General features: G+C 39.1%; 22 protein-coding genes and 1 tRNA gene. 10 read left to right on the top strand and 13 right to left on the bottom strand.

Annotated elements, in window-relative coordinates:
• Positions 1-144 precede the first annotated feature (144 nt).
• From B2107_RS02300 to B2107_RS02290, 3 genes are all read right to left on the bottom strand, one after another.
• Positions 145-474 carry a DUF6660 family protein gene (locus B2107_RS02300; protein WP_293952777.1) on the bottom strand — a complete coding sequence of 110 codons (330 nt, stop codon included), beginning with the start codon at positions 472-474 and terminating at the stop codon, positions 145-147.
• 459 nt (positions 475-933) lie between these two features.
• The gene (locus B2107_RS02295) at positions 934-2,100 is read right to left on the bottom strand and encodes an alpha-hydroxy acid oxidase (protein WP_293952776.1); all 1,167 of its coding nucleotides are present in this window, start codon (positions 2,098-2,100) and stop codon (positions 934-936) included.
• A gap of 192 nt (positions 2,101-2,292) precedes the next feature.
• Complete coding sequence (locus B2107_RS02290) at positions 2,293-2,949, bottom strand: response regulator transcription factor (protein WP_293952774.1); 657 nt, start codon at positions 2,947-2,949, stop codon at positions 2,293-2,295.
• Positions 2,950-3,181: 232 nt separating this feature from the next.
• Here B2107_RS02290 and B2107_RS02285 point away from each other — a divergent pair, with 232 nt between their 5' ends.
• Positions 3,182-3,682, top strand: a complete 501-nt coding sequence (locus B2107_RS02285; protein ID WP_293952773.1) for a hypothetical protein — start codon at positions 3,182-3,184, stop codon at positions 3,680-3,682.
• A 6-nt stretch (positions 3,683-3,688) separates the two neighbouring features.
• Here the strand turns inward: B2107_RS02285 and B2107_RS02280 are convergent, their stop codons facing one another.
• Positions 3,689-5,842, bottom strand: a complete 2,154-nt coding sequence (locus B2107_RS02280) for a mechanosensitive ion channel family protein (protein ID WP_293952771.1) — start codon at positions 5,840-5,842, stop codon at positions 3,689-3,691.
• Positions 5,843-5,920: 78 nt separating this feature from the next.
• Positions 5,921-6,142 carry a hypothetical protein gene (locus tag B2107_RS02275; protein ID WP_293952769.1) on the bottom strand — a complete coding sequence of 74 codons (222 nt, stop codon included), beginning with the start codon at positions 6,140-6,142 and terminating at the stop codon, positions 5,921-5,923.
• A 246-nt stretch (positions 6,143-6,388) separates the two neighbouring features.
• Here B2107_RS02275 and B2107_RS02270 point away from each other — a divergent pair, with 246 nt between their 5' ends.
• From B2107_RS02270 to B2107_RS02260, 3 genes are all read left to right on the top strand, one after another.
• On the top strand, positions 6,389-7,132 hold the full coding sequence (locus B2107_RS02270; protein ID WP_293952768.1) for a nucleotidyltransferase domain-containing protein: 744 nt from the start codon (positions 6,389-6,391) through the stop codon (positions 7,130-7,132).
• Position 7,133: 1 nt separating this feature from the next.
• On the top strand, positions 7,134-7,865 hold the full coding sequence (locus B2107_RS02265; protein WP_293952766.1) for a metallophosphoesterase family protein: 732 nt from the start codon (positions 7,134-7,136) through the stop codon (positions 7,863-7,865).
• A 169-nt stretch (positions 7,866-8,034) separates the two neighbouring features.
• The gene (locus B2107_RS02260; protein WP_293952764.1) at positions 8,035-8,589 is read left to right on the top strand and encodes a type 1 glutamine amidotransferase domain-containing protein; all 555 of its coding nucleotides are present in this window, start codon (positions 8,035-8,037) and stop codon (positions 8,587-8,589) included.
• 204 nt (positions 8,590-8,793) lie between these two features.
• On the opposite strand, the gene B2107_RS02255 is transcribed toward B2107_RS02260, so the two are convergent.
• Both B2107_RS02255 and B2107_RS02250 read right to left on the bottom strand, forming a co-directional pair.
• Positions 8,794-8,997, bottom strand: a complete 204-nt coding sequence (locus B2107_RS02255; RefSeq protein WP_293952762.1) for a hypothetical protein — start codon at positions 8,995-8,997, stop codon at positions 8,794-8,796.
• 613 nt (positions 8,998-9,610) lie between these two features.
• Positions 9,611-10,171 carry a DUF4230 domain-containing protein gene (locus B2107_RS02250; protein ID WP_293952760.1) on the bottom strand — a complete coding sequence of 187 codons (561 nt, stop codon included), beginning with the start codon at positions 10,169-10,171 and terminating at the stop codon, positions 9,611-9,613.
• Positions 10,172-10,372: 201 nt separating this feature from the next.
• Here B2107_RS02250 and B2107_RS02245 point away from each other — a divergent pair.
• Positions 10,373-10,446, top strand: a tRNA-His gene (locus B2107_RS02245).
• 52 nt (positions 10,447-10,498) lie between these two features.
• Here B2107_RS02245 and B2107_RS02240 read toward each other — a convergent pair.
• Positions 10,499-11,278, bottom strand: coding sequence for a class I SAM-dependent methyltransferase (locus tag B2107_RS02240; protein ID WP_293952758.1), 780 nt, complete (start codon positions 11,276-11,278; stop codon positions 10,499-10,501).
• A gap of 286 nt (positions 11,279-11,564) precedes the next feature.
• Here B2107_RS02240 and B2107_RS02235 point away from each other — a divergent pair, with 286 nt between their 5' ends.
• Positions 11,565-11,795 (top strand): hypothetical protein, encoded by a 231-nt coding sequence (locus B2107_RS02235; RefSeq protein WP_293952756.1) that lies wholly within the window; start codon positions 11,565-11,567, stop codon positions 11,793-11,795.
• Positions 11,796-12,088: 293 nt separating this feature from the next.
• Here B2107_RS02235 and B2107_RS02230 read toward each other — a convergent pair whose 3' ends face one another.
• Positions 12,089-12,589, bottom strand: coding sequence for an RNA polymerase sigma factor (locus B2107_RS02230; RefSeq protein WP_293952754.1), 501 nt, complete (start codon positions 12,587-12,589; stop codon positions 12,089-12,091).
• Positions 12,590-13,002: 413 nt separating this feature from the next.
• Here B2107_RS02230 and B2107_RS02225 point away from each other — a divergent pair, with 413 nt between their 5' ends.
• Entirely contained in the window at positions 13,003-13,155 is a 153-nt protein-coding gene (locus B2107_RS02225; protein ID WP_115048587.1) for a lmo0937 family membrane protein, read from the top strand.
• Between the two features lie 211 nt (positions 13,156-13,366).
• Positions 13,367-13,855, top strand: a complete 489-nt coding sequence (locus tag B2107_RS02220) for an ankyrin repeat domain-containing protein (protein WP_293952752.1) — start codon at positions 13,367-13,369, stop codon at positions 13,853-13,855.
• A 33-nt stretch (positions 13,856-13,888) separates the two neighbouring features.
• On the opposite strand, the gene B2107_RS02215 is transcribed toward B2107_RS02220, so the two are convergent.
• From B2107_RS02215 to treY, 4 genes are all read right to left on the bottom strand, one after another.
• Positions 13,889-16,075, bottom strand: coding sequence for a catalase (locus B2107_RS02215; protein ID WP_293952750.1), 2,187 nt, complete (start codon positions 16,073-16,075; stop codon positions 13,889-13,891).
• A 647-nt stretch (positions 16,076-16,722) separates the two neighbouring features.
• The gene (gene treZ / locus B2107_RS02210; RefSeq protein ID WP_293952748.1) at positions 16,723-18,540 is read right to left on the bottom strand and encodes a malto-oligosyltrehalose trehalohydrolase; all 1,818 of its coding nucleotides are present in this window, start codon (positions 18,538-18,540) and stop codon (positions 16,723-16,725) included.
• Between the two features lie 12 nt (positions 18,541-18,552).
• A complete protein-coding gene (gene glgX / locus B2107_RS02205) occupies positions 18,553-20,664 on the bottom strand; it encodes a glycogen debranching protein GlgX (protein WP_293952747.1) in 2,112 nt (703 codons plus the stop codon).
• Positions 20,665-20,672: 8 nt separating this feature from the next.
• Positions 20,673-24,875 (bottom strand): malto-oligosyltrehalose synthase, encoded by a 4,203-nt coding sequence (treY, locus tag B2107_RS02200; protein ID WP_293952745.1) that lies wholly within the window; start codon positions 24,873-24,875, stop codon positions 20,673-20,675.
• 189 nt (positions 24,876-25,064) lie between these two features.
• On the opposite strand from treY, the gene B2107_RS02195 reads away from it, so the two are divergent.
• A complete protein-coding gene (locus B2107_RS02195) occupies positions 25,065-25,547 on the top strand; it encodes an adenylyltransferase/cytidyltransferase family protein (protein ID WP_293952743.1) in 483 nt (160 codons plus the stop codon).
• Between the two features lie 15 nt (positions 25,548-25,562).
• Entirely contained in the window at positions 25,563-26,048 is a 486-nt protein-coding gene (locus B2107_RS02190) for an adenylyltransferase/cytidyltransferase family protein (RefSeq protein WP_293952741.1), read from the top strand.
• The last annotated feature ends 119 nt before the right edge of the window (positions 26,049-26,167 follow it).

Raw genomic sequence — 26,167 nt, 5'->3', positions numbered from 1 at the left:
TGATTAATGCTTAAGGAATAGCTCATTAGAATATCTTCATTGCTTGTCGCAATAAAATGCAACAGGCGTATTCCGAGCACAAAGCTGAATAATGAACAGCATAGGATGCTCTATCAGATTTGTTTGTAGAATTTTTACAAAAACTTAAGCATTAATCTTTGGCGGCTGCCAGATGCTTCCAAAATAGCTGGAAAGAATTGCGGTATTGAGGACGGGTATACGATTGTCAAAATAAATAGCAACCGGAACACCCGCAATTTCCGGAAATTGATACGTATAAGCTGTTATATTTCCGCTACAACAATTACAATAACAGAAAATTGAACACGCATCAGATGCATCATCACCATGGTTGTGTGTTTGATTTAGCTTCGCTTCCATAGCAGTCTCTTCGCAGTGATTGTTCGAATCGCTGCACGGGACAAAGGAAAGTCCCAGAATATATGCTATCAATATGAAAACAATTAACCTCATGGATATGCAAACTTAAGAAATTAAATCAAAATTCTCTTCATTGACTGAAAAATCCTCTTGCTCCACATTAACTTTTGCTATCGATCAAACCTCTTTTAGCTTTATGCCTTTTGGCAAACCGTCCGAACGGATGCCATTTTTGATAATCCCCATAATTTCTTTGTTTGGCAAGCAATGAAAACTAAATCATAGTAATACCAAATTATACCAAACAACAATTTTACGTCAATTATTTCACAGTGATCATTCAGCGCTCATTCAGTTGTCACTGAACAAGCACTGAATGATCTCTGAACAAGCACTGAACAAGCACTGTCAAAACACCAAATTTGGTATAGCGTTGATCTTTGGTTTTTGCGCTGTGAGATGACACAAAAAAAAAAAGCTACAAGCAAAATTGTAAACATTCGGCATAAGCCTATTACAAGGTTAGATTGATGATCTTACCGAACAGAATAGTTAGAGAATAGCCTGTAGACGCTGTGGAAAATCTGCTATCTTCGAAAGACTCAACTGTTTCATAACCTGATACAAATGTGTCTTGAACATATTGATCGTATGTTTGCCGCCTGCTGCACCTAATGCGCCTACACCGTACATAAAAGGCCTACCTATAAAATTGAATTCTGATCCTACAGCATGAGCACGCGCCAAATCAACACCCGAGCGAATCCCACCGTCCAACATTATTTTTATATTCTTTTTATATTCGGGATTACTAGCCAAACGAATTAATGAATTGATCGAAGACTCACTTGCGTCTAGCTGTCGTCCCCCATGGTTTGAAACAATCACACCATCCACCCCCAATGCGATGGAAGCCTGCATATCTTCATCTGTTGCAATTCCCTTCAGCACCAATGGGCCTTTCCATAGGTCCCTTATTGCTTTAATCTTTTCAACATCAACTTTACCCGTAAATGTCTTATTCATAAACTGTCCGAGTTGGGCTAAGTCAAGACCTTTTTCCATATAAGGTTTTAAAGTAGCGAAAGAAGGAATACCATGTCTTAAGGTCTCAATACCCCAAGTTGGACATGCAAATGTTTGCAAAATATTCGAAACGCTCATTTTAGGTGGCATGGACAATCCACTTTTTATTTCGCGATACCGAAGTCCGAACGCCGGCACGTCGACCAATACCACCAATACTGGACATTCGACAACCTGTAAACGCCTGATAATGTCATCTCGCAATTTATTCTCGGTAGGGTGATAGAGCTGAAACCATGCTTTCCCATCCGACACCTCGGCAATACGCTCAATACTACTTGTCGATACGGTGCTCAAAATATAGGGAATATCATTTTCCGCTGCCGCTTTCGCAAGAATTTCCGGTGCATTTGGCCACATCAATCCTTGAAGTCCAATGGGTGAAACACCAAATGGCGCGCTATAACGGCGACCAAATAATTCGACAGAAAGATCTATTTCATCGCTCGCTGAAAGATATTGAGGCTTTAACAAAATGTTGTCAAAATCGTTTTCATTTCTGGCGAGATTCAACTCTTCGTTTGCTCCTCCGGTCAAATAATCAAATGCAAATCGGGGAATTCTTTTCCTCGCTTTATTCTTTAAATCTTCAACAGAAGGATAACGCGTATTATATACAAATTTTTGGCTCATGACTGATTATTGTTTACATATAGTCTATAACTGCGCGCCAAACTTAGATAAAATGCATTTCAAATGCAAAATAATTACAACTATTATAAAATCAATCCTCGCTAGAAAAAGAGATAAGCAGGATAATTTAAATGATTGAAGCATATAGATCTGCCGGCCAAACATTTTTAAAAGAATGCCAGTACTTTACTGTTAGCTCAATAATTTCTTCTGAAAACCAAAGCGTACAAGTCCTGCAGTATTCTTAGATCCTGTTTTCTCGATTAATTGTTGCCTATGCCCTTCGACCGTCCTTTTGCTTAAATAGATCTGATCCGCTATTTCAGCATTGGTATGCCCTTGAGCAATCAATTCCAGTACGGATAGCTCCCGTTCAGAAATATCATACCTGGCCATTATTGCTGTTCGGTCTACATCCATATGGGTATATTTCGATAAATTTCTAATAATATCAATACTCAGTGATGCACTAATGTATTGTTCACCTCGGATAACCTGCTGGATTCCAAAAAGGATTTCCTCCACATTAGAATCTTTTAACAAATAGCCATCGGCGCCGAGGTTAAAAATTTCCTGGACAACGTGGATATTATCCTCCATCGATAAAACGATGATTTTTATATCCACATATTTCTTTTTTACTTCTTGAATGAGCTGAATGCCATCTATCTGCTCCATGTGAATATCTGTTAAAATGATATCTGGCTTCGATGAACTGTTTAGATATTCCAGGGCTTTTTCGCCATTTTCGACCCCCGCTATTACAGTGATGTCCTGTTGTGCCTCTAATATTAGTTGGAAACCAGATCGCACCAATGTATGATCATCCACCAAAAGCAACTGTTTCATAGCTTTATGTATTTTCGTTTTAGTTTAGTTGAGTGACTGATATTGAAAGAAACAGCTTTCAGACCAAAAATGTTTTAGTAAAAAAATGTTGAGTAAATACAAACACGCTCTGATAAATACTCGATCGATCAAGATGTAAGGATTATCATTTTTTATTCTCTTCTAAAACAAACCCTAAGTTCTCAACCTATGTTCACTTAGTAAACAAATAAAAATCAAGTATCGGTATATTATGGAACACACATTTGACTACGTACACGAACTGCTTAATAGACAGATGGCCTTACGTGCCAAAATTGAAGAGAGCCCAATAGCTGGGGATATCATGATGGTTTACGGCCAAGATTTTTATCAAGAGGAAGTAAGAGCGATGGGGTTGGCGATGATTCGTGACGGTTGGGACGTAGAGGGCGAGCAACTAATACAAGATTATGTAGCAGAGCATTATCCAGCGCGAACTAATGATGAACTTATTTGGATTAATAAAATGATGCACTATTTGGAGGCAGTCACTGATACATTTATCGACAACCTGCAAGCTGCGGGCTATAAATGGCTGCAGGGTAATGTAGACATGCCCAATGAAAATGTTCTATTTTATCCGGTTCACGAAATTGATGAATTTGGAACATTATCTGCTAAATTAGGCATCAATAATTTGATTGATCTCAAAAATAGCGACGAACTGGAAAATTTGCGGGGCTGGATTTATTACCGGTCTGAAAGTAAGTAGCCTCCATTAGGCCGAAGTCACCTTTGAATCACAGCGGATGGCTTCGGCTCTAACTTTCTCTAGAAAACTGCTTCTAAAGCGCTCGATTTTTTTCACATTCTTCAAACCTACTTGAACGGATATAACATAGGCGTCTGCCGTAATGTCTTTCGTTAAAATTTTTACATCGAGACTGAGATCAATCTCATCAAAAGAAGAAATGGTATCCCGCAACCATTTTTTCCAATCTTCGATATTTCGGGCTGTGATGATCGTTAGCTGGAGGTTCAATCGGATATCAGAATCGTCAAATGTCCAATTGACTAATCGACCTGAGAGCAGATCACCATTTGGTATAATTACTTGCGCACCCTGATCGGTCAGCAAGGTACTGGATCGGATTCCGACTTGCATAACTTGTCCTTTTTTGTCTGCAAGTTCGACATAATCTCCAACCTTAAATGGCCGCTCAAATACTAAGATAACGCCCGAGACGAAATTGTTGATTATATTTTGCAAGCCTAGACCTATACCAACACTCAATGCACCTATAATCACAGTGAGTTTGTCAACACCCAAGCCTAGGATACGTATTCCGATAAGAAACCCAATAATAAAAATTACGACACGCACGAGCGGCAACAATGCATTAGGACGCTGATTTACTTTTGAGGTCGGCCGATCAAGAAGATCTTTTAAGTTCTTTTGAATCCAGTTTGCGGTCCATATTACTACAAAGGCTAAGAGAACATCACCATATGTATAGGTCACACTGCCGATGGTGTGCGTGCTATTCAATAGTCGGTCACCTAACCGGCGTAGCTCACTCGTAATATGCAAAGTGTTTGCCCAGATGATAATGGCCAATATAAAAGAAAAAAATCCAGTTATTCGGTGCAATGCTGCAATCATTTTATGCTTATCAAAACGATTTATAAATTGGTCATTCCTTGAATTTTCATAAGAATTAACCACATCATGAGCGAGCATATCACGAAATGCGCGCATCGATAATGTTTGCAACAATCCTACAGCACCTGCGATATTGAATGTGCGTGCTAAATTTAGGAAACCCAAAATATTACATATAATCGCTACGATACAAAAAAATAGTAATAACCATCGTGCTGTTGATCCTAAGTGATTGAATGGTGCTTTTCCGTCGCTATTCCATCGCAGCCCCCAGAGTAAACGGAGTCCCAAAAGGTTGACAAAGACAACTATGGTCCGTGAAATCCAATCTACGTCTAAAATTAAATTGCTGACCAAAACCGCAGTATAGTAAAAGAAAATGGACTGCATGACTTTAACTTGTATATCCGACAACGCGGCACGTATCAGTAAGTATAAAAATGCAAACACAAGTAGATAGGTCATTTCCAGCACAAACACTGGAATTCTAAGCGAGGTCAAGGGTAGTAGAATGAGAAAGAATATTGCATATTTCAGAATTGGAATCCACCATGGCTGATTGCGATGTAAAGGTAAGGCTTCATCCGCCCCCACTGCGCTTCTCCGCATCTGATATAACCAATAAAAATAGGCAAAACTGAATATGATAAGTAGAACGCGGCCGTCCCATCCAGTGTCATAATAACTTTGCGAGAAGCCATCTTGCTCAAGATTCTTTTGTATAATATGTTTCCAATGAAGCCAAGTGGTAATACCTGAAGCTGCCTGGACCACCTTCTCTTGCTGCTGGGCTTTGTCGCTAAGATCCTTCATGTCTAATAGAAGTGATTCAATATTCCGCCCTAAAGTAGCCGCACTATCTTGAATTGCGCGCCAGGAAATTCCAGTAGAATCCTGAGGAACTGTCTGCTTTTTCAGCATATCCACTTTCTTCTGTAAAGAAAGCAAAGGGGGTTTAACCTCTTGGATGTACCGTTGTACTTGATTTGGCACAACCAACTCGTTGTTTGTTCTTTGCCAGGCCACTCTCCGTTTCACGCTGTCAAACTCGGCATAAGAATGGTCTACCTCCATACGCCATTTTTCGAGCAAATTTCTGGCTGAGGCGACTGGGTTTTCAGGTAATGAATCGATTAAAGCGATCGAATCCTTAGCCCTTAAAGCGGAATCAACTTTTTGCGCGTACAATGTAGAAATGAATAAGCTAAGTTGAATCAACAAACTTAACTTAAGTACGGTGCGATTTATTACACCCTTAATAGTTAGCATACTCCTTATTTCTTTTTTATTATGGGTTTAATTGGGTTTGTTCCCAGAGCCGCCGTATAAATTATTGTCGAGATAATTCTAGTCCGAGGGCTTGTCTCTGTGTAAGTTATCCAACGGAACTCCCTGTTCCTTACTTTGCTCATTTTCCTTGGTCCTATCCTGCGATCGGCTTCGATGGATGTTGTCCAATGGAAGGCCACTTTGTTGGGTTATTGTGTCTGTTTTATATTCTACTTCGCTATGCTTGTTAGCGTCACCGCATGCGGTTGACACAGCTGCAATTACAATTGCTAAATACATGTATTTTACCATTATCTTCTATTTAATAGTTTAACCTTTTACTGTTCCATTAAGTTGTGGTTATCATCCACGCGAATAATATCTCGTGTACATACTCTTTAACTAGAACATATGCAGCCGGCATCTCAGCGGTCGCGATTTTCAAATTGAGTACTTCTACTTATTACTGATGTGCCTTATACGCTTTAAACACTGGTCGCCAAACCACTCGATTTAGTTGGCTGTTTATAAAAAAAAGCAGATTACATGATTCATTTAGATAATTTACCTGAAGATTGCCTTAACTTCTTCCAGGACACCCTTCAACTTTTACAGCAGAGTGATAGCCAATTCATGGTAGGCGGAGCATTAGCAATGTTCCACTATACGGGAATAATAAGGCCTACAAAAGATCTCGATATATTCTGCAAAAGCAGTGAATACCCTAAAATTCTTAAGCATTTTGCGGCAAACGGCTATCAAACGGAATTGACCGATGTTAGGTGGCTGGCTAAGATCTACAAAGACCCTTATTTTATCGACATCATTTTTGATAGTGTCAATCACTATTGTACAGTACAGCAGGATTGGTTTGATCGAGGTCCAGAAGGAATTCTTTTTGACACCAAAGTGCGCTATATACCAGCAGAAGAGTTGGTCTGGTGTAAGCTGTATGTACAGAATAGAGAGCGACACGATAGTGCTGATATTAATCACATTTTTTTAAAATACGGAAACAAACTTGATTGGGATCATTTATTGGTGCGCATGGATCAGCACTGGCATCTGTTGCTTGCACAGATACTGATTTTTCAATTTACGTATCCACATGATTATCGCGACATTATCCCAAAAGGACTATTTGACGAGCTTCTCCTACGCGCATCGGATCAGTATAACCTACCTCCATGCCTTGAAAAAGTATGCTTGGGACCGCTAATTGATCAGACACAATACGAGATCGACATTAAACACTGGGACTATAAATCTTATACTATAAAAACTGTTTGATATGAACAAAACAACGATAGCCGCCTTGGGCGATATACATATGAATGTGAGTCAGCAGGGAAAATGGAAAATAGCTTTTGAAGAAATTTCAGAGAAAGCCAAAGTGCTACTATTATGTGGTGATTTAACCGACACTGGCGATGAGGAAGAAGCTGAGTTACTTATCTCGGAACTGCAGTCCGTAAAAATTCCGGTGCTTGCGGTATTAGGGAACCACGATTATGAAAAAGGACGACATAAGCAGATTCGCCAGATTTTGATTGACAATAAAATTATTGTTCTTGATGGAGAAGCCACTGTAGTCGAAAACATTGGATTTGCAGGAGTGAAAGGTTTTGGTGGTGGATTTGACCGCTACATGCTCTCAATGTTTGGGGAAGACGCCATGAAAAGTTTTGTTCAGGAAGCTGTCAATGAGTCTTTGCTGCTGGACCGCGCGTTGGCACGGCTTGAGCAAGAACATGCGACTATAAAAAAAGTCGCTTTGCTCCATTATGCACCTATCGCAGAGACTGTTTCAGGAGAACCCGAACAAATCTATCCGTTTTTAGGCTCTACACATTTAATGGAGCCACTACAACGTCGTAAAGTTAGCGCCGCCTTCCACGGCCATGCACATGCTGGAAAATTCGAAGCCCTATCGCCCACTGGAATACCGATTTACAACGTAGCAGTGCCTGTACTGAGAGCGCATCACGGAAACGATAGGGCTTATGCTCTTATCGATATCTAATGGGATACATCATTCATTGGTTACTTTCAGATTGATGGTTCAGATTTGATGACGTAATTTAGGAAGCTAATAGCCTAATTGTTCACGTTAAATTATCTTATTTCAAACTTTAGATGATTTGAATCGGTTATATAACAGTAAATAAAGGATATCATTAAAATTTAATTACATGGAAAATTTAAAGAATAAACGGATCGCTATATTGGTTGCGGATGGTTTTGAAGAAGTTGAATTAACAAGCCCTAAAGAAGCACTGGAAAATGCGGGCGCAAAGACGGATATCATATCGCCTGCTGATGGAAAAGTTAGAGCAAAAAGTGGAGATGAATGGTCAAATGATTATCCAGTCGATGTTGCTCTCCAAGAAGCAGAGGAGGATCGATACGATGCTTTACTTCTTCCAGGAGGAGTAATAAGTCCTGATAAATTGAGGACGAATAAAACTGCTATTGCATTGATCAACGCGTTTTGGGAACGGGACAAACCGATTGCAGCAATTTGCCACGGTCCTCAATTGTTGATTAATGCAGATTTGGTACGTGATAAAAAGCTTACCTCTGTTGCAGCTATTCAAATGGACCTTATTAATGCAGGCGCCTTATGGGAGGACAGCGAGGTGGTAGTCGATGATAAACTCATCACGAGTCGCACACCAGATGATCTGCCGGTCTTCAATAAATCGATTATTAAAGAATTCGCTAAGGATAGAAAGAATAAAGCGTAATAGAACGATTCCATAGGTACTTAAACAGTCAACCATTATATGCTGCAACATGTTCAATGTATAAGTAAAAATAAACACATATATCATGAATACGACAAAAAGTTCAGGTGGTACGAATGCTGTTAATAAACATGAAAAAAAATAGCGTTAATATAAATGAATAGCGTGGATGATAAAAGAGACCCGCTGAATTGCGGGTCTCTTTTACTTCTTACTTTCCTTAGGCCTATCTGTAGGATCGTTCGGCATATCGTTAAGTTGATCGACCTGGGGGTCTACCCCAGCCTCTGCATCGCCTTGATCCTTATCATTTACATCCCGTATTACTTCGCCATTCACGCCTAATTTAACTTTTTTCTTCTTCTCCATTTCTGTTCCGACTACGCGATTTTCGTTCTTTGTTGCCATATCTTTTTCGTTTATTTTTTATAATTAATATAGTATGATACATTAATTTCATATGCAGGACCAAATTTGTTTCAGGTATGCATAAAGGAACAGCCTTCAACTTTATAAAGTTCTTTAGAATTCTATTTTTTCAACAATAAATAAGCGCAACCCTCTTTCCTATAACAATAGATAAATTAAATTCGAAACACTTTCAATTTGAACATTGTTCTCCAGTTGAGCGTATGCCACTGCATACTACCATTAAATAATAAAGTACATATGAGAAATTTAACAAAATTAATTGCCGTTGGGTTGGTTTGTTTTGCCGCCTACGGATGTAACAGCGCGAAGACCGATGATGAGAAATCAAAAGAGCTGATGCGGGACTCTGTCCCAAATGATACTACAACGATACAATATCGTGACACCACCTCTGCGCAATCTAGAGGAGAAATACCACCGACCCCTCAGCCAGACACATCGACGACGCGATAATAGCGTACGAGAATTTGCTACAGTCATTCCAATAGAATTTGGATAACCGTCAATTCTCTTTTATTCGAAGAACATGTAGTCAATTCATTAGCGAGAGCTAGAGCATTATAAAATCTTCTAGCTCTCCTATTTAAAGTTATTTGAAAGTCAAATTGATTTTCGTGAATCCCAAGCCCTGCAGAAGTGGTTTAAAAACCGTATTGGCGTTCGCTTTGGTTTGCTGAAGAATATCTGATTTTTTAACATCATCTGCAACTGCCTTTTCTGCAGCTTTATACCCTTCATCTACAAGTTCGGCTTCTCTCATAAAGGCCATTTTAGTATCATATACCTTGGACGCTTCGTGGTCAATCTTAATATAGCAAATTTCAGGAGCCGGTAACCTGATAGCGACTGAATCTCCAATCACTTCAATATCTTCTGGAGTAAGTTTCGTCAGATTTACACACCCTACTGCATCCGCTTTGACAATTAATAATACACTTGCATCAGGTAAAAATGTATTGACATTCTTATGTTCTACAACATCACTATAACGATATTTCACCAATTCTAATTTCCCCATAGCCTCAATACGATCCACTAACAACTGATGCTTACTTTCCACTAACGGACCGCTATTGTATTTATTGTAGATAAACCAACCGCCCACTACCAAAATGGCTACGACAATTAAAAATTTTAAAAATTTTCCCATAAATTATACTGTACAAATTAAAGACCAAGTTGCCTATTTATCCAATTAACCTCGAAATATTATCCAAATAGTAATGTAAAATTCGCCAACTTGGTAAAAATAAAAATTCTATCTTTTGATAGACAATTGTTTAATTAAAAAGTTTAAAAAACATTTGGAAAATATCTGGTATAATACTACTTTTGTGACATCAAAATCACGGTAGGTATAGCTCAGTTGGTTAGAGCACTAGATTGTGGTTCTAGGGGTCGTCGGTTCGAGCCCGATTACTTACCCTGAAGGCGGATCAATATCAATTGATCCGCCTTTTTTTTGTCTTTTACATTCCTAGCGCCACATAAAGCCACCTATACGAAAAAAACGCAGCAACTTATTGATCATCGTCAAGGCAGGCTTTTTAACTTTCCATTTTAACCCATCAATTCCTGTGGGTGCTGCATTGAAATCCTTTACTGTTGCCTTTCCTGTTTTCATATGTATTGGCGCATCATCTCTTCGGTTCTTCTCCACAACTAAAATACTGTCGTAATAGTGGAGCGAGCTTACCGAACGTGTAAATCCATTTACTTTCAACCCACTTTGCTCCGAATGGTAGGCGTTGATGTAATCGATGAAATTCTTACTATATTCAATAAAAGTTCCATTCCTTTTATGTCCCCCACCATAAAACACTTGATAAGATGTGTGCAGATCTTCGCACAGATAAACTCCAGTATCTTTTACATGATCAAAAAGTTCTTCAAAAGTCACAATCTGCTGTTTCATGGTATGGCCGCCATCATCGATTAAAATATCAATCGGTGGAATAGATTCTTTTACCTGACGCAGGAATTTTCGGTCAGACTGTGAGCCAATAAATATCTCCACATTCTGTTCTTCGAGCTCCTTACAATGCGGGTTGATGTCAATACCGTATATTTTCGCGCGATCACCAAAGTAGTTTTTCCACATCTGAAGGCTTCCTCCCTGAAAAACCCCCACTTCTAAAACGACGATATCTTTGCCTTTAAAACGACTAAAATGTCTGTCGTATATATCGAAATAATGCATCCATTTATTAATCAATTTTGCATCATTATTCCGGAAATAACTTTCTAACTCGTTCATTATTTTTGGTTTATTCTGATTCGTTCTTTTATTTTTATGTGGTGAATTTATAGAAATCTAACGAGAAAAACAATGCTATATTTTCTGTTTCTAATGGACTCATTTAGACGAAATCACTCTCTAACCGCACTACATTTCTTTCTTTGGATTTAGAACTCGATGAAGACGATTTCTGTGGAAACAATCAAGGAAATGACACTCTTTTCCCCTAATATAATCTAATTTTATTTTTCCTATGATATTCTTCAAATACTCTTGCTACCTTTGTGATTCAAATCAAATAAATATGCCAAAAGAGACTAAAGAAGGGCTTTATCAAGGAGTTATAGAGAAAGATGACAATGGAAACTATTTTTGCGGCCCTTACCTACTGGATTATCAGACCGTAGAAACTTACTATAAATTGGGTGACCGTGTTAGCCTAAAAACCATCATTAAAAACACAAGCCGCAAAAGCATGGAGGCTTATCCTCAAAAGTCGGTTAAATTTTCATTTGCTTCTACGGAAAATGATTAATATTAATTCTGGAAAGGGTATCATTTGGTTAGCACTTTTCAACATACCTTTCGACCGGTTAAGGCCATTAAGGCGTCCGTAACACTGTGAATTAAGGGAGGTTATTATACTTGAATTTAGACCTTTTAAAAACTCTACATCCGTTTAATCGGTAGAAAGATTAGAGCAATAGTATCAAAGACCATTGGATCTGTGAGCATTGTGTTGGTTGATCTAGAAAGTATGTAGTTTTTCAGTAATACATATCAGCAAATCAGGTATTGACTCGCTGATATGTAATCTACTGGGGACTGCTAGTTCATCCTATACACTTTAAGCTGTTTTTGGAGTTTTTTACGCACCATGTGTATTCTAGTTTTAACAGTACCTTCTGGCATATCAAAATAGGATGCGATTTCGTGATATTTATAACCGTCCAAAAACAGGCGGAAAATTTCATAATTATCTGAAGTTAAGCTCGTCATCGCTTTTTCAATATCTTCAGCCATGAATTTATTTATTCCTTTATTATGTTCAGTTGTATTTGTACTTTCTAAAACGACGTACTGATCTTGAATTTCAGTAATTCGTTTTGCTTTTCGATACTTATTGATGTACGTATGCTTCATAATGACATATAACCAGCTCATCAATTTTGGATGTTGTACAAATTCATCTATTGACTTCAATGCTCTAATCCATGTCTCTTGTATCAGATCTTCCTTTTCATCCGGATCAGCTGTAAATTTGGCGGCAAAATGATTAAGCAAACTTCTTTTTTCGTTAATGAGTACGTTTAAATTGTAATTGTTCATAACTTATCCTCTTTCTTTGTTCAACTGATTGTTTAAAATGGTTTTACACGATTAGGGTAACAAGAAAAGTGCTACAATTTAATCCCTGTTTATCTTGAAAGAGAAATCACATTGCTCCGAGTAGAAATACGTTTTCCAACTCTCCCAAGCCTAATTAGCGAGCTTTAACGGATATATTCCATATAATATGAATAACAATCAAAAAATGAGCGATATTATAAATAGATAATAAGGTATTTATATACTATTAAAATGTTAGAAATACGTTGAGACTGTATCTTAACGATTTAGTTCTGACAGGTTAGTGTGCAAACCGTATTATAAACTGAACATTTAAATCGATCTAAAATAATTTATCAAAACAAACCATACGTATGCGAACGATGTTCTACTGGTGAAACAAATCAAAAATTATGGGAAATTTATTGTACATCATCGCTGTTATTTTAGTTATCATTTGGGCAATCAGCTTTTTTGGAGGCTATGCTACAGGAAATATCATCCACGTATTATTGGTTATTGCTATTATTGTTGTACTGCTACGCGTTATTCGCGGTGCCGCCTAGTGTGACCGTAGCGAGCTGAAAATTTTGAAAGCCGAACAGTTCCTTGTTCGGCTTTTTTTACAAAAAACTGCTCGTCAGCAAGGATGGTAGTTTATTTAAATAAAATTAAATTGTCGGCAAACATTTTGTCCTACAGTTTTGTTCAGACTACGAAAAAACGTTGCAAGGCAGCAATCGATTTCAATAAACTTAACACAAAAACTTATCCACTATGATACAAAATTCAGAAGTTATGATACACGCCGCTCGCTTAGGCAATATCGAAGTTCTACGTGAATTGATCTCTCAGCAGACTGATGTCAATACTCGTGATAGCAAGGGCTATACGGCGTTGATAATTGCCTGCTACAATAATAAACTCGCCGCAGCCAAATTATTATTGGAAGCTGGTGCCGATGTGAATGCTCAGGACTATGGTGGAAATACAGCGCTTATGGGAGTAGCTTTCAAAGGCTATTACGATATTGCTAAACTATTAATAAGTTATGGTGCAAATTTAAATTTGCAGCATGGCAACGGCGGCACAGCTATCATGTTTGCAGCCATGTTTGGTCGAAATGAAGTTCTTCAACTTTTGCTGCAACACGGTGCAAATACAAGTTTGCTTGACACGCGTGGGCTATCTGTAGTTGACTTAGCCGCCCAACAAGGGAATGATGCCGCAGTTGCCCTTTTACAAAATGACACTGTCTTAAAATAAATAGCCCGCTTATGCGGGCTATTTATTTTAAGACTATGCTGGAACCTTACGTTTTTTTTCACGCTCCCAAAACCGGTGTCTGCCAATTGCCTTAATAAATTTATCAGCTAAAGACTTCGCGTCACCTTCAATGATTAACCCCGCGTCCAAGGGAGAGCCTCCGTCAAACTCCGGCGCATTACTAAGAAAATAGGTAGCATCCAATACTGGACGGGCCTCCGAATCCGCGGCGATAGCTTTACAGTGCTTAAAACCCTCATTTAGAAAATGAATTGCATCAGGATTGGATTGTAATTTGTTCACGCTGGCCTCTCCTCCCGGCACGTATATACCATCATACAGTACGGATGCTGCCGTCAAGAAGCTTTCCTCAACTTGAATCGGCTTATTATCTGAACCTGTAATTTGACCTAACTTTGGTGAGATTATATGAACGATGCCTCCTTCTGATTGGATAGCATCTGTCACAATTTTGAGCGAACTTGCGTCTACACCATCAGCAGCAAGTACCGCGATTTTTCGGCTTGCAATCGTATCTTTAACAGTATTTTCCATACTTAACGCAGCCGATTTTTTTAATTTCACTTTAACTTCAATAGGCTCATAGTCGGAAGGATTTGCATCTGCTGGTAGACTTTTATTGATTGGAGTTTCGAGCTTTTCCTGTACCTCCAGCCCCAGAGCGGCGGCTACTTCGCCTGCTAGGCTCTTATCAACCAAAGATAATATTCCAATCATTCGCTGTCTTACCGGAACTGATTTTACTTTTCCTAATTCGAAACTGAACGCGTCGATAATGTGGTTCCTCTCTGGCTCAGATTGACTATTATAAAATAATCGTGCCTGGCTAAAATGGTCTCGGAAACTATCACTTCTTGCACGAACTTTTCTCGCATCAATACGTTCTTGATAGCTCTTAAATCCCCCTGCCTCTTCTTTAACTTGCAGCGGATAATTATCCCCCAATGAATTTGGTCCATAACTTGTCTTACCGCGGTCGATCCGTTGACGCATAAATCCATCACGTTGGTTATTGTGGGATGGGCTAATAGGTCTATTAATCGGAATTTCGTGAAAATTGGGGCCTCCTAGCCGAATCAACTGGGTATCTGTATAGGAGAATAAACGCCCCTGTAAGAGCGGGTCATTCGTAAAATCGATTCCGGGGACAATGTTGCCGATATGGAAGGCAACCTGCTCTGTTTCAGCGAAGAAATTATCCGGGTTTCGATTCAATGTCATTTTACCTATAGGCAATACGGGTACAAGTTCTTCAGGAACAAGCTTCGTCGAATCCAATAGGTCAAATTCGTACTTAAATTCGTCAGCTTCAGGGATGATTTGTACGCCAAGCTCCCATTCTGGAAAGGCACCACTTTCGATAGCTTCCCAAAGATCCCTCCGGTGAAAATCGGGATCTTTTCCAGAAATATTTTGAGCTTCATCCCATGCAACAGAATGAACTCCAAGCATTGGTTTCCAATGAAATTTAACAAAATTTGATTCTCCTTGGGCATTGATAAATCGAAAAGTATGCACTCCAAAACCCTCCATCATACGATAGCTACGAGGTATGGCACGATCACTCATTAACCACATGATCATATGTGCCGACTCGGGCATCAGAGAAATAAAGTCCCAAAATGTATCGTGGGCCGATGCAGCCTGTGGAATTTCATTATCAGGTTCGGGTTTTACCGCATGAACAAGATCTGGGAATTTCATGGCATCCTGAATGAAGAATACCGGCATATTATTACCGACCAAATCGAAATTACCTTCTTCAGTATAAAATTTGACGGCAAAACCACGTACATCGCGTGCCAAATCTGTTGATCCCCTTGATCCAGCAACTGTTGAGAAACGAACGAACACTGGCGTTTCTATTTCGGTTTTGTTCAAAAAGCCTGCTTTTGTTAACTCACTCAAAGGCTTATATAATTTAAAAACACCATGTGCACCAGACCCTCGAGCATGCACAACACGCTCCGGAATGCGTTCGTGATCGAAATGGGTGATCTTTTCCCGTAGAATAAAATCCTCTAGGAGCGTTGCACCTCGATCACCTGCACGTAACGAATTTTGATCATCATTCACCTTGACTCCCTGATCCGTTGTCATCTCTTGACCTGTAGCATCTGCGGTATGAGGTCTTAGTGCGCTGACTTTCTGATTATCAACTGCCTCAACCTTTTCCGTTTTCGATTCTTTTTTTTTCATTATAGTCGATTTATGGGTTTACACATTTTTAATTGAGTTAAGACTTGTGAAAGCATAGACTAACTATTCACGCTAATCCTAGTAAAAAATATTCGATATTCCTTGTAGGAACTCTTCCAACCCATTAATCGTTTGTTTTATTTATAATATAAATTCTAGCTTTTCGCTATCACTGTTGTTTGCTGCTCACTAAGATATTTTGAATTTTATTTCGTGGATCGATCGGTTTGGTCTTAAAAATTACATAACATCATATTTTTTTGACATTTTAGGTATCCTATCTTTCGAAAGATCATTTCTCATTAACATCATTTGAGCGGCAAAATTTATCGGGGAAAAGTGGATTTTAAGGTCATCATAGAAAAGGGTTCACTTCTTTATTGGCTTTCTATGTACTTATCTATTGCCGCGGTTGCCTCTCGTCCAAGACTACTGTTAAAACTTTTTTAGCAATTATATGTACATTACGGGAACCCCTAAAGCGAGAAAAAGCTAGGTTGGAAAGGACCTAGCTTTTAAACTTTCTTCATGGCTGGACAAGCCGTCTTTGATAGTAAACAACAGTAATAAATACTTTGTTTGAAATTTGTGATTATCTCTGTATGCCCTTTGTTCGCTAAGATAAGTGCTGTAATTTTTAAAATAACCTATTGAGCACTAAAAACGTACCCAGACCATGGTGATAAGGAATAGGCTGTAATTGCGTGCTCGTTAGTATCAACAATAAGCTCATCTTGCGTTTCATGAGTATCAAATATCAATCGCCACTTGAGATCTTCGGGTAAATTTACGCGCTGTATAATGTCGGAGAAGTTCATGATTACTACGATAGCCCGCTCCTTTTTTTGCACCCGAAGCAGAAGGATTTTTCTATCTTCGATGCATTTGACCGTTAACTCATTCCGTTGTATATCTTTTAGCAACGGGTGCGTTTTTCGCAATGCTATTAAAGATTTGTAATAAAATAAACGTTGTCGATATGGTTCGCTATTGAGCTCTTCCCAATCCAATACAGCCTCTCTAAATGTACTTTCGCTCTGTGGATCTGGGACATTGGAATTTGTAAGAAAATCTTCAAACTCTTTCTTCCGACCTTCCCTAACTTGTTGCACAAGCTCAGGATCGCCATGACTTATAAAATATGGAAAAGGTTTTTCCGTCCCCCACTCTTCACCCATAAATAGTAAAGGAAGGTAGGGAGACATAAACACGGCAAAAGCCATGAGACGCGCTTTTGCTGTAGAATAAATCGTCACCGCACGGTCTCCTAGCATTCTATTACCGACCTGATCATGATTTTGGCAAAAAACGATGAAGCGAGGCCCTTCGAGACCAAAACTGTCTGTTCCAAAGAACTTTTCCCGGTGGAAAGAGTAATTGCCGTCGAAAACATAGGCTTTCTCATAGGCTTTTGCCAAATCATTCAATCCATTAAATTCCTCATAATATCCCTTTTTCGGTTCGCCCACCGACACTCTTAAGGCGTGATGAAACTCATCTAGCCACTGTGCATCCATATTAAAGCCATTTTTTGTCAATGGATCTAAGAATCGCCTATCATTGAGATCACACTCAACGAATAAAAAGCGATTTTTACCTGACTTGATGATAATTTGGTCCGTTTCTTTTCGGATTTCCTGGAGGATGTGGACTGCTCCAAAATCTTTAATCGCGTGCACCGCATCGAGTCGAAGAGCGTCAATATGAAAGTCTTCAAACCACATACGGACGTTATTGACTACAAAATCCCGCTGCCCATGACAGAAACGATCATCGTAATTAAGAGCATCACCCCATGGCGTATGATATTTGTCGGTGAAATATGGTCCGTAATTCGAAAAATAATTTCCTTCAGGTCCGATATGGTTATAGACCACATCCAAAATCACAGCTATATTAGCTGCATGGAAGGCATTCACAAGCCGCTGAAATTCTGAGACTCCTCCATAGGAATGCTGCACTGCAAACGGGAAAACCCCATCGTACCCCCAGTTCCTCACTCCTGGAAACTGTGCGATAGGCATGATCTCTATCGCAGTTATACCCAAATCCTTTAAGTGCGGAATTTTTTTTATGACACCATCAAAGTCGTGAGATGAAGTGAATGTTCCGACGTGAACTTCGTAGATCACGAACTCGGAATTTTTAGGAGGCTGATAGTCTTGATCAGTCCAATTAAATCGGAGATCCATTGCCGCTGATGGTCCGTGCACTCCTTCAGGCTGGGAAAGTGAAGCCGGATCTGGGAATTCGTTTCCGTCCACATCGATCTTATACCGATCTCCAGGAGTTATTAACGTACTCTCTGCATACCAATAGCCATATTGCTGTGGTTTTAGGGGTATTTCCAAGTTTTTGTCATGCAATCGACAAATTACAATTTTTGCTATTGGTGCCCATACGCAGATTTGACATGATTCGCCTTCAAAACGAACGCCTACATGTTTAATTTCGGTCTTGCTCATACACTATCCAGTCTATTGTTGGGATTGAAATAACAGGATGGAACGTGACGGAACCAAGACAGTATCACCCGCAGCAAACTCTCCGAAATTCTCTATCGTATCGTTATTCGTATCTAAGATCTTAATCCACCCAGTTCCATAATTTTCGTTTGGAAGCTGATATGATACCTCTTCCCAATACGCATTAAACAAGAGGTAAAAACTTGCATCCACAATTCTCTTGCCGTCGTTATCAACTGATCTAATACCTTCACCATTTAAATATACAGCAAGTGAACGAGCATGATCTTCCTGCCAATGATGATCGTCCATCTCGGATGCATCAGGTAAAAACCATACAATATCCTCAACACCTGTACCGCGAATTGGTAATCCTTGAAACCATTTTCGGCGACAAAATACAGGATGTTCGCTACGAAGATGGATTAATTTTTTGGTGAAATCCAATTGCTTTTCATCCATTTTAGTCCAATCCAACCACGAAATCTCATTGTCCTGGCAATACGCATTATTGTTTCCCTGCTGCGTTCTGCCAAATTCGTCGCCAGCCACAAGCATGGGAACCCCTTGAGAAAGAAACAATGTTGTCAGCATATTTCGTTTCTGTTTCTCCCTTAAGCTATTAATCGCTGGATCATCTGTCGGTCCTTCGAAACCACAGTTCCAAGAACGGTTATGACTCTCTCCATCCTGATTGTCCTCACCATTTGCCTCATTGTGCTTTTCATTATAGGATACGAGATCGTGAAGCGTAAATCCATCGTGTGCGGTAATGAAATTGACACTGGCCGAAGGGGTCCGGTTGTCGCCATGGTATAAATCAGAAGAACCAGTAAGTCGGTTTGCGAATTCGGCAATCATGCTATCTGCTCCAATCCAGTAATCACGGATACAGTCGCGATACTTTCCATTCCATTCGGCCCAGCCGGGAGGGAACTCGCCAACTTGATATCCCCCTTCTCCGATATCCCATGGTTCGGCAATCAGTTTAACCTGCGAGATGATTGGATCTTGATGGATCACATCGAAAAAAGAGCTCAATTTGTCGACTTCGTGCAGTTCACGCGCCAATGCTGAAGCCAGGTCGAATCGAAATCCATCTACATGCATTTCTTGAATCCAATAACGGAGACTATCCATAATCATCCTTAGTACATTTGGTTGGCGGGTATTTAGTGTATTGCCTGTTCCGGTGAAGTCCATGTAATAACGAGGGTCGTCAGCTAATCGATAATAAGAGGCATTGTCAATACCTCTGAAAGAGAGTGTTGGTCCCATTTCGTTACCTTCTCCGGTATGATTGTACACCACATCTAAAATAACTTCTATCCCTGCCTCATGCAGCGCTTTAACCATCGCTTTAAATTCCGAAACCTGTTCTCCATGGTAGCCTGAGGCGGAATAGCGCACATCTGGTGCAAAAAACCCAATGCTGTTGTAACCCCAATAGTTGCTGAGCCCCTTATCCTTTAGATGACGGTCCGTCAAAAAGTGATGGATTGGTAATAATTCTACCGCTGTAACACCTAATTCCTTCAGATAATTTATGGCAACAGGGTGACCCATTGCGGCATAGGTTCCCCTTATTTCTTGAGGAATATCGGGGTGCATTGCTGTAAAGCCTTTTACGTGTGTTTCATAAATCACACTCTTATGCATAGGAATATTGGGTTTCTTATCGCTACCCCAGTCAAATTTGTCGTTTGTAACGACAGCTTTAGGAATAAACGGAGCACTATCAGTTGTATCCATGCTTAAGTCATCTTCTCCTATTTTGTACGCAAATAAAGCATCATTCCATTTAACGGTTCCCGAAATTGCTTTTGCATATGGATCGATCAATAATTTATGTGGGTTGAAGCGATGTCCGTTTGATGGGTCATAAGGGCCATGTACTCGATAACCGTAAAGTTGTCCAGGTTTTATTCCAGAAACATAGATATGCCACACTTGATGTGTTTTCTCCGTGATTTTAAATTTAGCGATTTCTCGCTCATCTGAATTATCATAGAGATAAAGTTCAACAGCCTCAGCGTGTTCGGAGCAGAGTGCAAAGTTCACTCCTTCCCCATCGTAGGTTGCTCCTAAAGGGTAAGGATTTCCGGTATAAATTTTTGTTTCCATCTTTGTGTTTAACGATTATATAATCTATTGTAATTAAGTATTTTTTCTTGAATTTCGGGTGTAAATGCTCGCTTGTGCATGCGCCATAGCCAGTTACCAACAGTACTGGCTGGCCTATTCATACGACATGATCCATCAAGATTTAAAATGTCTTGCATCGGCACTATAACCTTATCGGCTACAGAGGCATAAATTGAGCGAATAAGGACATCATTTACATGCTCACTATTCACTATTTTCCCAAAATAGTTTTTCATATTTATTTTGCTCGATAGACTTAGGTCCTGATTGTACCAAGAAAATGTAGTATTATTATCATGTGTACCGGTGTAGGCAACTGAATTTCGGCGATACTGATGTGGTATGTGAGGTGATCGGGGCATATCCTCGCCAAAGGCAAATTGCAATACCGCCATACCGGGAAATTTAAATCGATCTCGAAGATCATATACAGCGGCATCGACGTCACCGAGATCCTCCACGATAAAGGGCATATTTTCCAGATTGATCTTAACTTGCTCAAAGAAAGCCTCACCAGGCCCAGCCACCCATTTTCCATTCTTTGCAGAGTTCTCTTGACTAGGAACCTCCCAATAAGATGAAAATGCTCTAAAATGATCCAATCGCAAAATGTCGAACAGCGAACAGTTGTGCGCTAGCCGATCGATCCACCATTGGTATCCATCATGTTGAAGAGATTCCCAATTAAAAGTTGGCATTCCCCATAATTGGCCTTCAGCATTAAAGTAGTCGGGAGGTACTCCTGCAACAGATTTCATATCTCCGTCTGGTTGTAAGGAAAAATAGTGTGGATTCACCCACACATCTGCTGAATCGTAGGCTACGTAAAATGGAATATCACCAATAATTCTGATGCCATAATCCCGAGCATATTTTCTTAAGTCATCCCACTGTTTGAAAAATAGAAATTGGAACCACTTTTCTTGTTGTAATTCATCTCGAAATTCATCTGCAAAATTGGTCAGCGCAGCACTTTCGCGATGTTTATAAGGCTTTGGCCACTCATACCACGGTTTATTTCCATTTTTGTTTTTTAAAACCTTGAAAAGTGCATAGTCATTTAACCATTTCGATTCGCGATCTATAAAATCGGAAAATTCAAATCCTTTATGAGCTGGCAAACGATTATAGGCATGTTCCAATAGTTGGTATTTTTCCAAAACTACTTCAGCAAAATTTATCGTTGGCGACACCTTACTTTTTAAGTGTTTTATTTCATCCTTTTGGAGCAGACCTAATTTTATCATCTCCCGTAGATCTATGAATAATGGATTTCCGGCCCTGCTACTCAGCGTGCTATAAGGGGAATGGAATTGTGTAGCATCCGTAGGGCCCAATGGAAGAACTTGCCACCAGCTTTGACCGCTTCGGTAAAGTTGCTTCACAAATCGTCTAGCTTCTGCGCCCAAATTTCCTATCCCGAAAGGAGATGGAATTGAACTAACATGCATCAAAATGCCCGAGCTCCGCTGAGGTGGACAATCCGTATAACTTATGATGGCCATTGGAAGATCCGAAAATATCGTATTGACAGCAATGTCCATTCCTTCGCCCTGTGATCCCGTAAGGATATGCTTCCAGGCCACGGAATGGTTTGATAACAGATGAATTTTCGTATCAGACCAATCAAACGAACCAAGAACAAATTCTGAGATATCGCCGGTTTCTGCGAGATTTAAGGGAACAACTACAACTATCCATTCCTCACCCGATCTACGCGCGAATGCTAAAATATTATTGCGAAAGCGACCAGTTACCTTAAGGGGCACGTAACTACCATCTGATGCGAGCGCACGGTGTTCCTTACGCAGTTTCACCAATTCTTTTACTAACCATAATTTAATTTTTCCATCAAACCTATCTTTCCATAGATCTTGGATAAGTATTTTTTTATCCCCATTTTCAATAGCAGACAAAATCTCCTTCCTACGCTTATAATCTATGGGTCTTCTATTGTCCGGATCGACAAAACTATGGTTCCAAAGCTCTGAACCCTGATAGATGTCAGGTACGCCAGGGCAAGCAAACTTTAAAATTTGCTGAGTAAGCGAATTTATGACACCAAAATCTGCCACCACTTCTAAGAACTGATAAAAGCTGGTAAAAAATGGACGGTCTTTGTCCAGCAGGAAAGTGGCAAACTCCTGAACAGAAGTTTCATAGTCCACATTTGGACTCTCCCAGCTAGATCGTTCTTTCCCCTCTCGGAGATATTTAACCAAGTAGTCTAAAAAGCGCTTTTCAAATGCTAAGGATATATTGGAATCACTCTGTTCCATGGGAAAAGAAGAGACCAGAGACTGATAGATAAAGTATTCATCATTTGGATGCGGAAGATCTCTTGGATATTCGCTACGCACGACATCGTGCCAGATTTTCACTTCTTTAATCCACCTTTGCGCCATAGCGGTTAGTACTAAAAGACGACTACGCGCATCTTCACCGCGTTTGGTATCGTGAGTCGAACTTGCATTCATCGACAGCGACCAGTTCATTTGGCGCTCCTGCATCATTTTATGAAATTCCTTTTTACTCACACCCCAATTCCCTGGATGATCGCCCACTTCATTATGGCCAATAAAGCGGTTATACGTAAACATTAAAGTATCTTCCACCCCCTTCGCCATTACAGGACCTGTCAATTGCATACAACGCATGAAAAATTCTAACAGAACACTTTGGGTTTCCGACTGATAATTCACCTGTGCCTGTTCAAAGAGATTCTTGAACTGATTAACCAGAGTTTGGTCAAGCTCAGAAATATGCGTTAATTTTTCAAAAATTGATAAAAACAATTTGTAGGTTGATGCAGACAACGGAAAGTGATCATCGTAAACGCGGTAAATAGGAAAAGATGATAAGAATGATTGTAAAATATCTTTTAGCTGTTTTTTTTTAACTTTGCTATTAATACGTAAAATACTTGACAGTAACTTTGTGAGGTTTCCAAGCTCGCCCTGCATGTGTTTATTGAGAATTGCAGACTTTTTTAAATATTGTTGTTCCGCAATAGATGAATTTTTGCCAACTAATTTGGTATAATATTTATCTAAAATTTTCTTTCCAGATTTTGATGTTAAGACATTATTGCACATCGATAAGAAGTCGTACCCTGTTGTTCCCTGTATTGGCCATTCATGGGGTAGCACTTCTCCATGCTCCAATATTTTCTCAGCAACTATGTATGTCGCTGAGCCAACAGACTTCCTCAAATTATACAGATAGGCGGTCGGATTGTAAAGTCCATCGATATGATCAATCCTCAATCCGTCAATCACTCCCTCTTTAACCAGTGTTTTTATCAGCTTATGGGATTCATTGAATACATTATCATCTTGTACATTTAAACAAATGAGTTCATTTACTGTAAAGAAACGTCTGAAATTTATTTTTTCGTTTGTGATCCACCAAGGGCAAAGTTCATAATGTTGAGCGTTGACCAACGCATCAACATCATTCAAATTACTATTAAATTGATCGAGAATTTTCTTTAACTTTCTTTTCGTCAGTTTATTAAAAATTTGAGCACGCAATACTTTCCATTCTTCATGATCTCCATCGGCTTGAACGGTATTTATCTGAGTCAAAAGTCCCTCAAAATTAGATGGTGTAGCCTGTAAATAATCCTTGAGGATAACACTATAAGATTCAGGAGAAATTGGGTAACGGTTTCCCTTATAAGACAGCTGAAGACTATTATCCAAAAAAATGATAATGATTTCGTTTTTTGAAATCGCTTCATCCAGATTATCTGTCAATATAGGGACCATCAACTTGCCCTTCTCAAACAAACCTGCACTATAACAGGTATCAAAAAAAGTGCTAAATTTCGATGATTGACCAAATTCCAGAACATTCATAAGCCATTCATTTGTTGGATGAAATGCCATATGGTTAGGAACAATGTCTTGTAACCATTTAATTTGGTATTTATTCAATAGATCCTTAATCGATTTCAGATCTTCTAGATTACCCAACTCGTTATTTATCCGATTAAAATTTACACCATCATAGCCATGAATGCTCCCAGGAGTCGACTGGAAAATAGGTGAAGCGTAAATTGTATCTATACCTAGATCTCGGAGATAAGGAATTACACTTTTGAAGTCTGAGAAGTTGAAATCTTTATGAAACTGAATCCTGTATGTGGTATGTGGCGTATTAATAGACACTTTTTTAGTTGTGTGCATGGCTTGCTGATATCTTTTTAAATCAGAACATCTTTCGCCAATTTTAGTTCATTGGATTTTTAAGAAAAAAAGGTTATGATTTATAAAAAACGGTAAAGCAAAAAAACATTTTAAAATTAAAACGAATTTGCGTGAGTTGCGTTCTTACAGTACTTCTTCAATAATTGCAGTTTAAAAAATATTATACACATGAAAAAAATAGGAATTACGTTTTCTGCTTTTGATTTGCTTCATGCAGGTCACATTAAGATGCTCGAAGATGCCAGAGAACAATGCGACTTTTTGATCTGCGGATTACAAACAGATCCTACTCTCGATCGCCCAGAAAAGAATAAGCCGACCCAATCTGTATTTGAACGCTATATGCAGTTGAAAGCGTGCAAGCACGTTGATATGATTATACCATATGCTACTGAACAGGACTTAGAAGATGTATTACAATCGTTTAAGGTTCATGTTCGCATTTTGGGAGACGAATATATGGATAAAGCATTTACAGGCAGAAAATATTGCGAAGACAAAGGCATAGAACTATATTTCAACAGAAGGGAAAATAGATTTTCGAGTTCGTCTTTACGGAAAATAATTGCGTCCAAAGAAAAAAACAACAAAGGTGCTGTAGTGAGTATAAATGAGGCACCAAATTACGCTTTGAAGCGTATAAATGCATAATTTAACAATTAACATATGATAATAGGTATTATATTTGGGGTATTCGACATGTTGCATGTAGGCCATATTGTGGCTCTTCAGGAAGCTAAGAGTCAATGCGATTATCTTATTGTAGGTCTTAAGACAGACTCAAAACGACAAGAAAACGATAATCATGATGCTGCACAAACTATGGTTGAAAGGTTTATCAAATTAGAAGGCTGCCACTTTGTTGACGAGATTATTCCGTATGAGTCTGATGATGATATTACGGATATGCTTCAGTCGCTTCCTGTACACAAATACTTTATAGGTGAAGAGTATAAGGCCGTAGATTTTTCAGGGAGAGATTACTGCGTTTCAGAAGGAATTGAAATTTATTACACCAAAAACAAAAATAGATTTTCAAGCCAATCACTGCGAAAAATTGTAAGCGAAAGAGAGATAGAAAAGGCAGAAAAAAATTTTAACACGAATCTAAAATATCATACTGCCGATCACACAGCTATAACTCCATCTTGAGAAACCACTGAAAGACTTGTTCGACAGGATTCTAATCAACAGCATTCCTTCCGTAGTCAGGAAAATTGAAATCGGAAAAATTGAAATAGGTGTTTATTCGCCCCCCTGCAGCATTCTTC

The sequence above is a fragment of the Sphingobacterium sp. UBA7855 genome, assembly GCA_002500745.1.
In the GTDB taxonomy this organism is placed as follows: Bacteria; Bacteroidota; Bacteroidia; order Sphingobacteriales; family Sphingobacteriaceae; genus Sphingobacterium.
Note: the sequence above shows the minus strand (reverse complement) of the source record. Positions and strands in the feature narration are given on the sequence as shown.

What these genes read in the sequence shown, in the direction of transcription:
- B2107_RS02250 (WP_293952760.1), bottom strand. Translation starts at nt 10,171, where the DNA reads ATGGGAAAATTTTTAAAATTTTTAATTGTCGTAGCCATTTTGGTAGTG.
- B2107_RS02190 (WP_293952741.1), top strand. Translation starts at nt 25,563, where the DNA reads ATGATAATAGGTATTATATTTGGGGTATTCGACATGTTGCATGTAGGC.
- B2107_RS02195 (WP_293952743.1), top strand. Translation starts at nt 25,065, where the DNA reads ATGAAAAAAATAGGAATTACGTTTTCTGCTTTTGATTTGCTTCATGCA.
- B2107_RS02295 (WP_293952776.1), bottom strand. Translation starts at nt 2,100, where the DNA reads ATGAGCCAAAAATTTGTATATAATACGCGTTATCCTTCTGTTGAAGAT.
- B2107_RS02300 (WP_293952777.1), bottom strand. Translation starts at nt 474, where the DNA reads ATGAGGTTAATTGTTTTCATATTGATAGCATATATTCTGGGACTTTCC.
- B2107_RS02230 (WP_293952754.1), bottom strand. Translation starts at nt 12,589, where the DNA reads ATGAACAATTACAATTTAAACGTACTCATTAACGAAAAAAGAAGTTTG.
- treY (WP_293952745.1), bottom strand. Translation starts at nt 24,875, where the DNA reads ATGCACACAACTAAAAAAGTGTCTATTAATACGCCACATACCACATAC.
- B2107_RS02265 (WP_293952766.1), top strand. Translation starts at nt 7,134, where the DNA reads ATGAACAAAACAACGATAGCCGCCTTGGGCGATATACATATGAATGTG.
- treZ (WP_293952748.1), bottom strand. Translation starts at nt 18,540, where the DNA reads ATGAGCAAGACCGAAATTAAACATGTAGGCGTTCGTTTTGAAGGCGAA.
- B2107_RS02275 (WP_293952769.1), bottom strand. Translation starts at nt 6,142, where the DNA reads ATGTATTTAGCAATTGTAATTGCAGCTGTGTCAACCGCATGCGGTGAC.
- B2107_RS02280 (WP_293952771.1), bottom strand. Translation starts at nt 5,842, where the DNA reads ATGCTAACTATTAAGGGTGTAATAAATCGCACCGTACTTAAGTTAAGT.
- B2107_RS02255 (WP_293952762.1), bottom strand. Translation starts at nt 8,997, where the DNA reads ATGGCAACAAAGAACGAAAATCGCGTAGTCGGAACAGAAATGGAGAAG.
- B2107_RS02285 (WP_293952773.1), top strand. Translation starts at nt 3,182, where the DNA reads ATGGAACACACATTTGACTACGTACACGAACTGCTTAATAGACAGATG.
- B2107_RS02260 (WP_293952764.1), top strand. Translation starts at nt 8,035, where the DNA reads ATGGAAAATTTAAAGAATAAACGGATCGCTATATTGGTTGCGGATGGT.
- B2107_RS02270 (WP_293952768.1), top strand. Translation starts at nt 6,389, where the DNA reads ATGATTCATTTAGATAATTTACCTGAAGATTGCCTTAACTTCTTCCAG.
- B2107_RS02235 (WP_293952756.1), top strand. Translation starts at nt 11,565, where the DNA reads ATGCCAAAAGAGACTAAAGAAGGGCTTTATCAAGGAGTTATAGAGAAA.
- glgX (WP_293952747.1), bottom strand. Translation starts at nt 20,664, where the DNA reads ATGGAAACAAAAATTTATACCGGAAATCCTTACCCTTTAGGAGCAACC.
- B2107_RS02290 (WP_293952774.1), bottom strand. Translation starts at nt 2,949, where the DNA reads ATGAAACAGTTGCTTTTGGTGGATGATCATACATTGGTGCGATCTGGT.
- B2107_RS02220 (WP_293952752.1), top strand. Translation starts at nt 13,367, where the DNA reads ATGATACAAAATTCAGAAGTTATGATACACGCCGCTCGCTTAGGCAAT.
- B2107_RS02240 (WP_293952758.1), bottom strand. Translation starts at nt 11,278, where the DNA reads ATGAACGAGTTAGAAAGTTATTTCCGGAATAATGATGCAAAATTGATT.
- B2107_RS02225 (WP_115048587.1), top strand. Translation starts at nt 13,003, where the DNA reads ATGGGAAATTTATTGTACATCATCGCTGTTATTTTAGTTATCATTTGG.
- B2107_RS02215 (WP_293952750.1), bottom strand. Translation starts at nt 16,075, where the DNA reads ATGAAAAAAAAAGAATCGAAAACGGAAAAGGTTGAGGCAGTTGATAAT.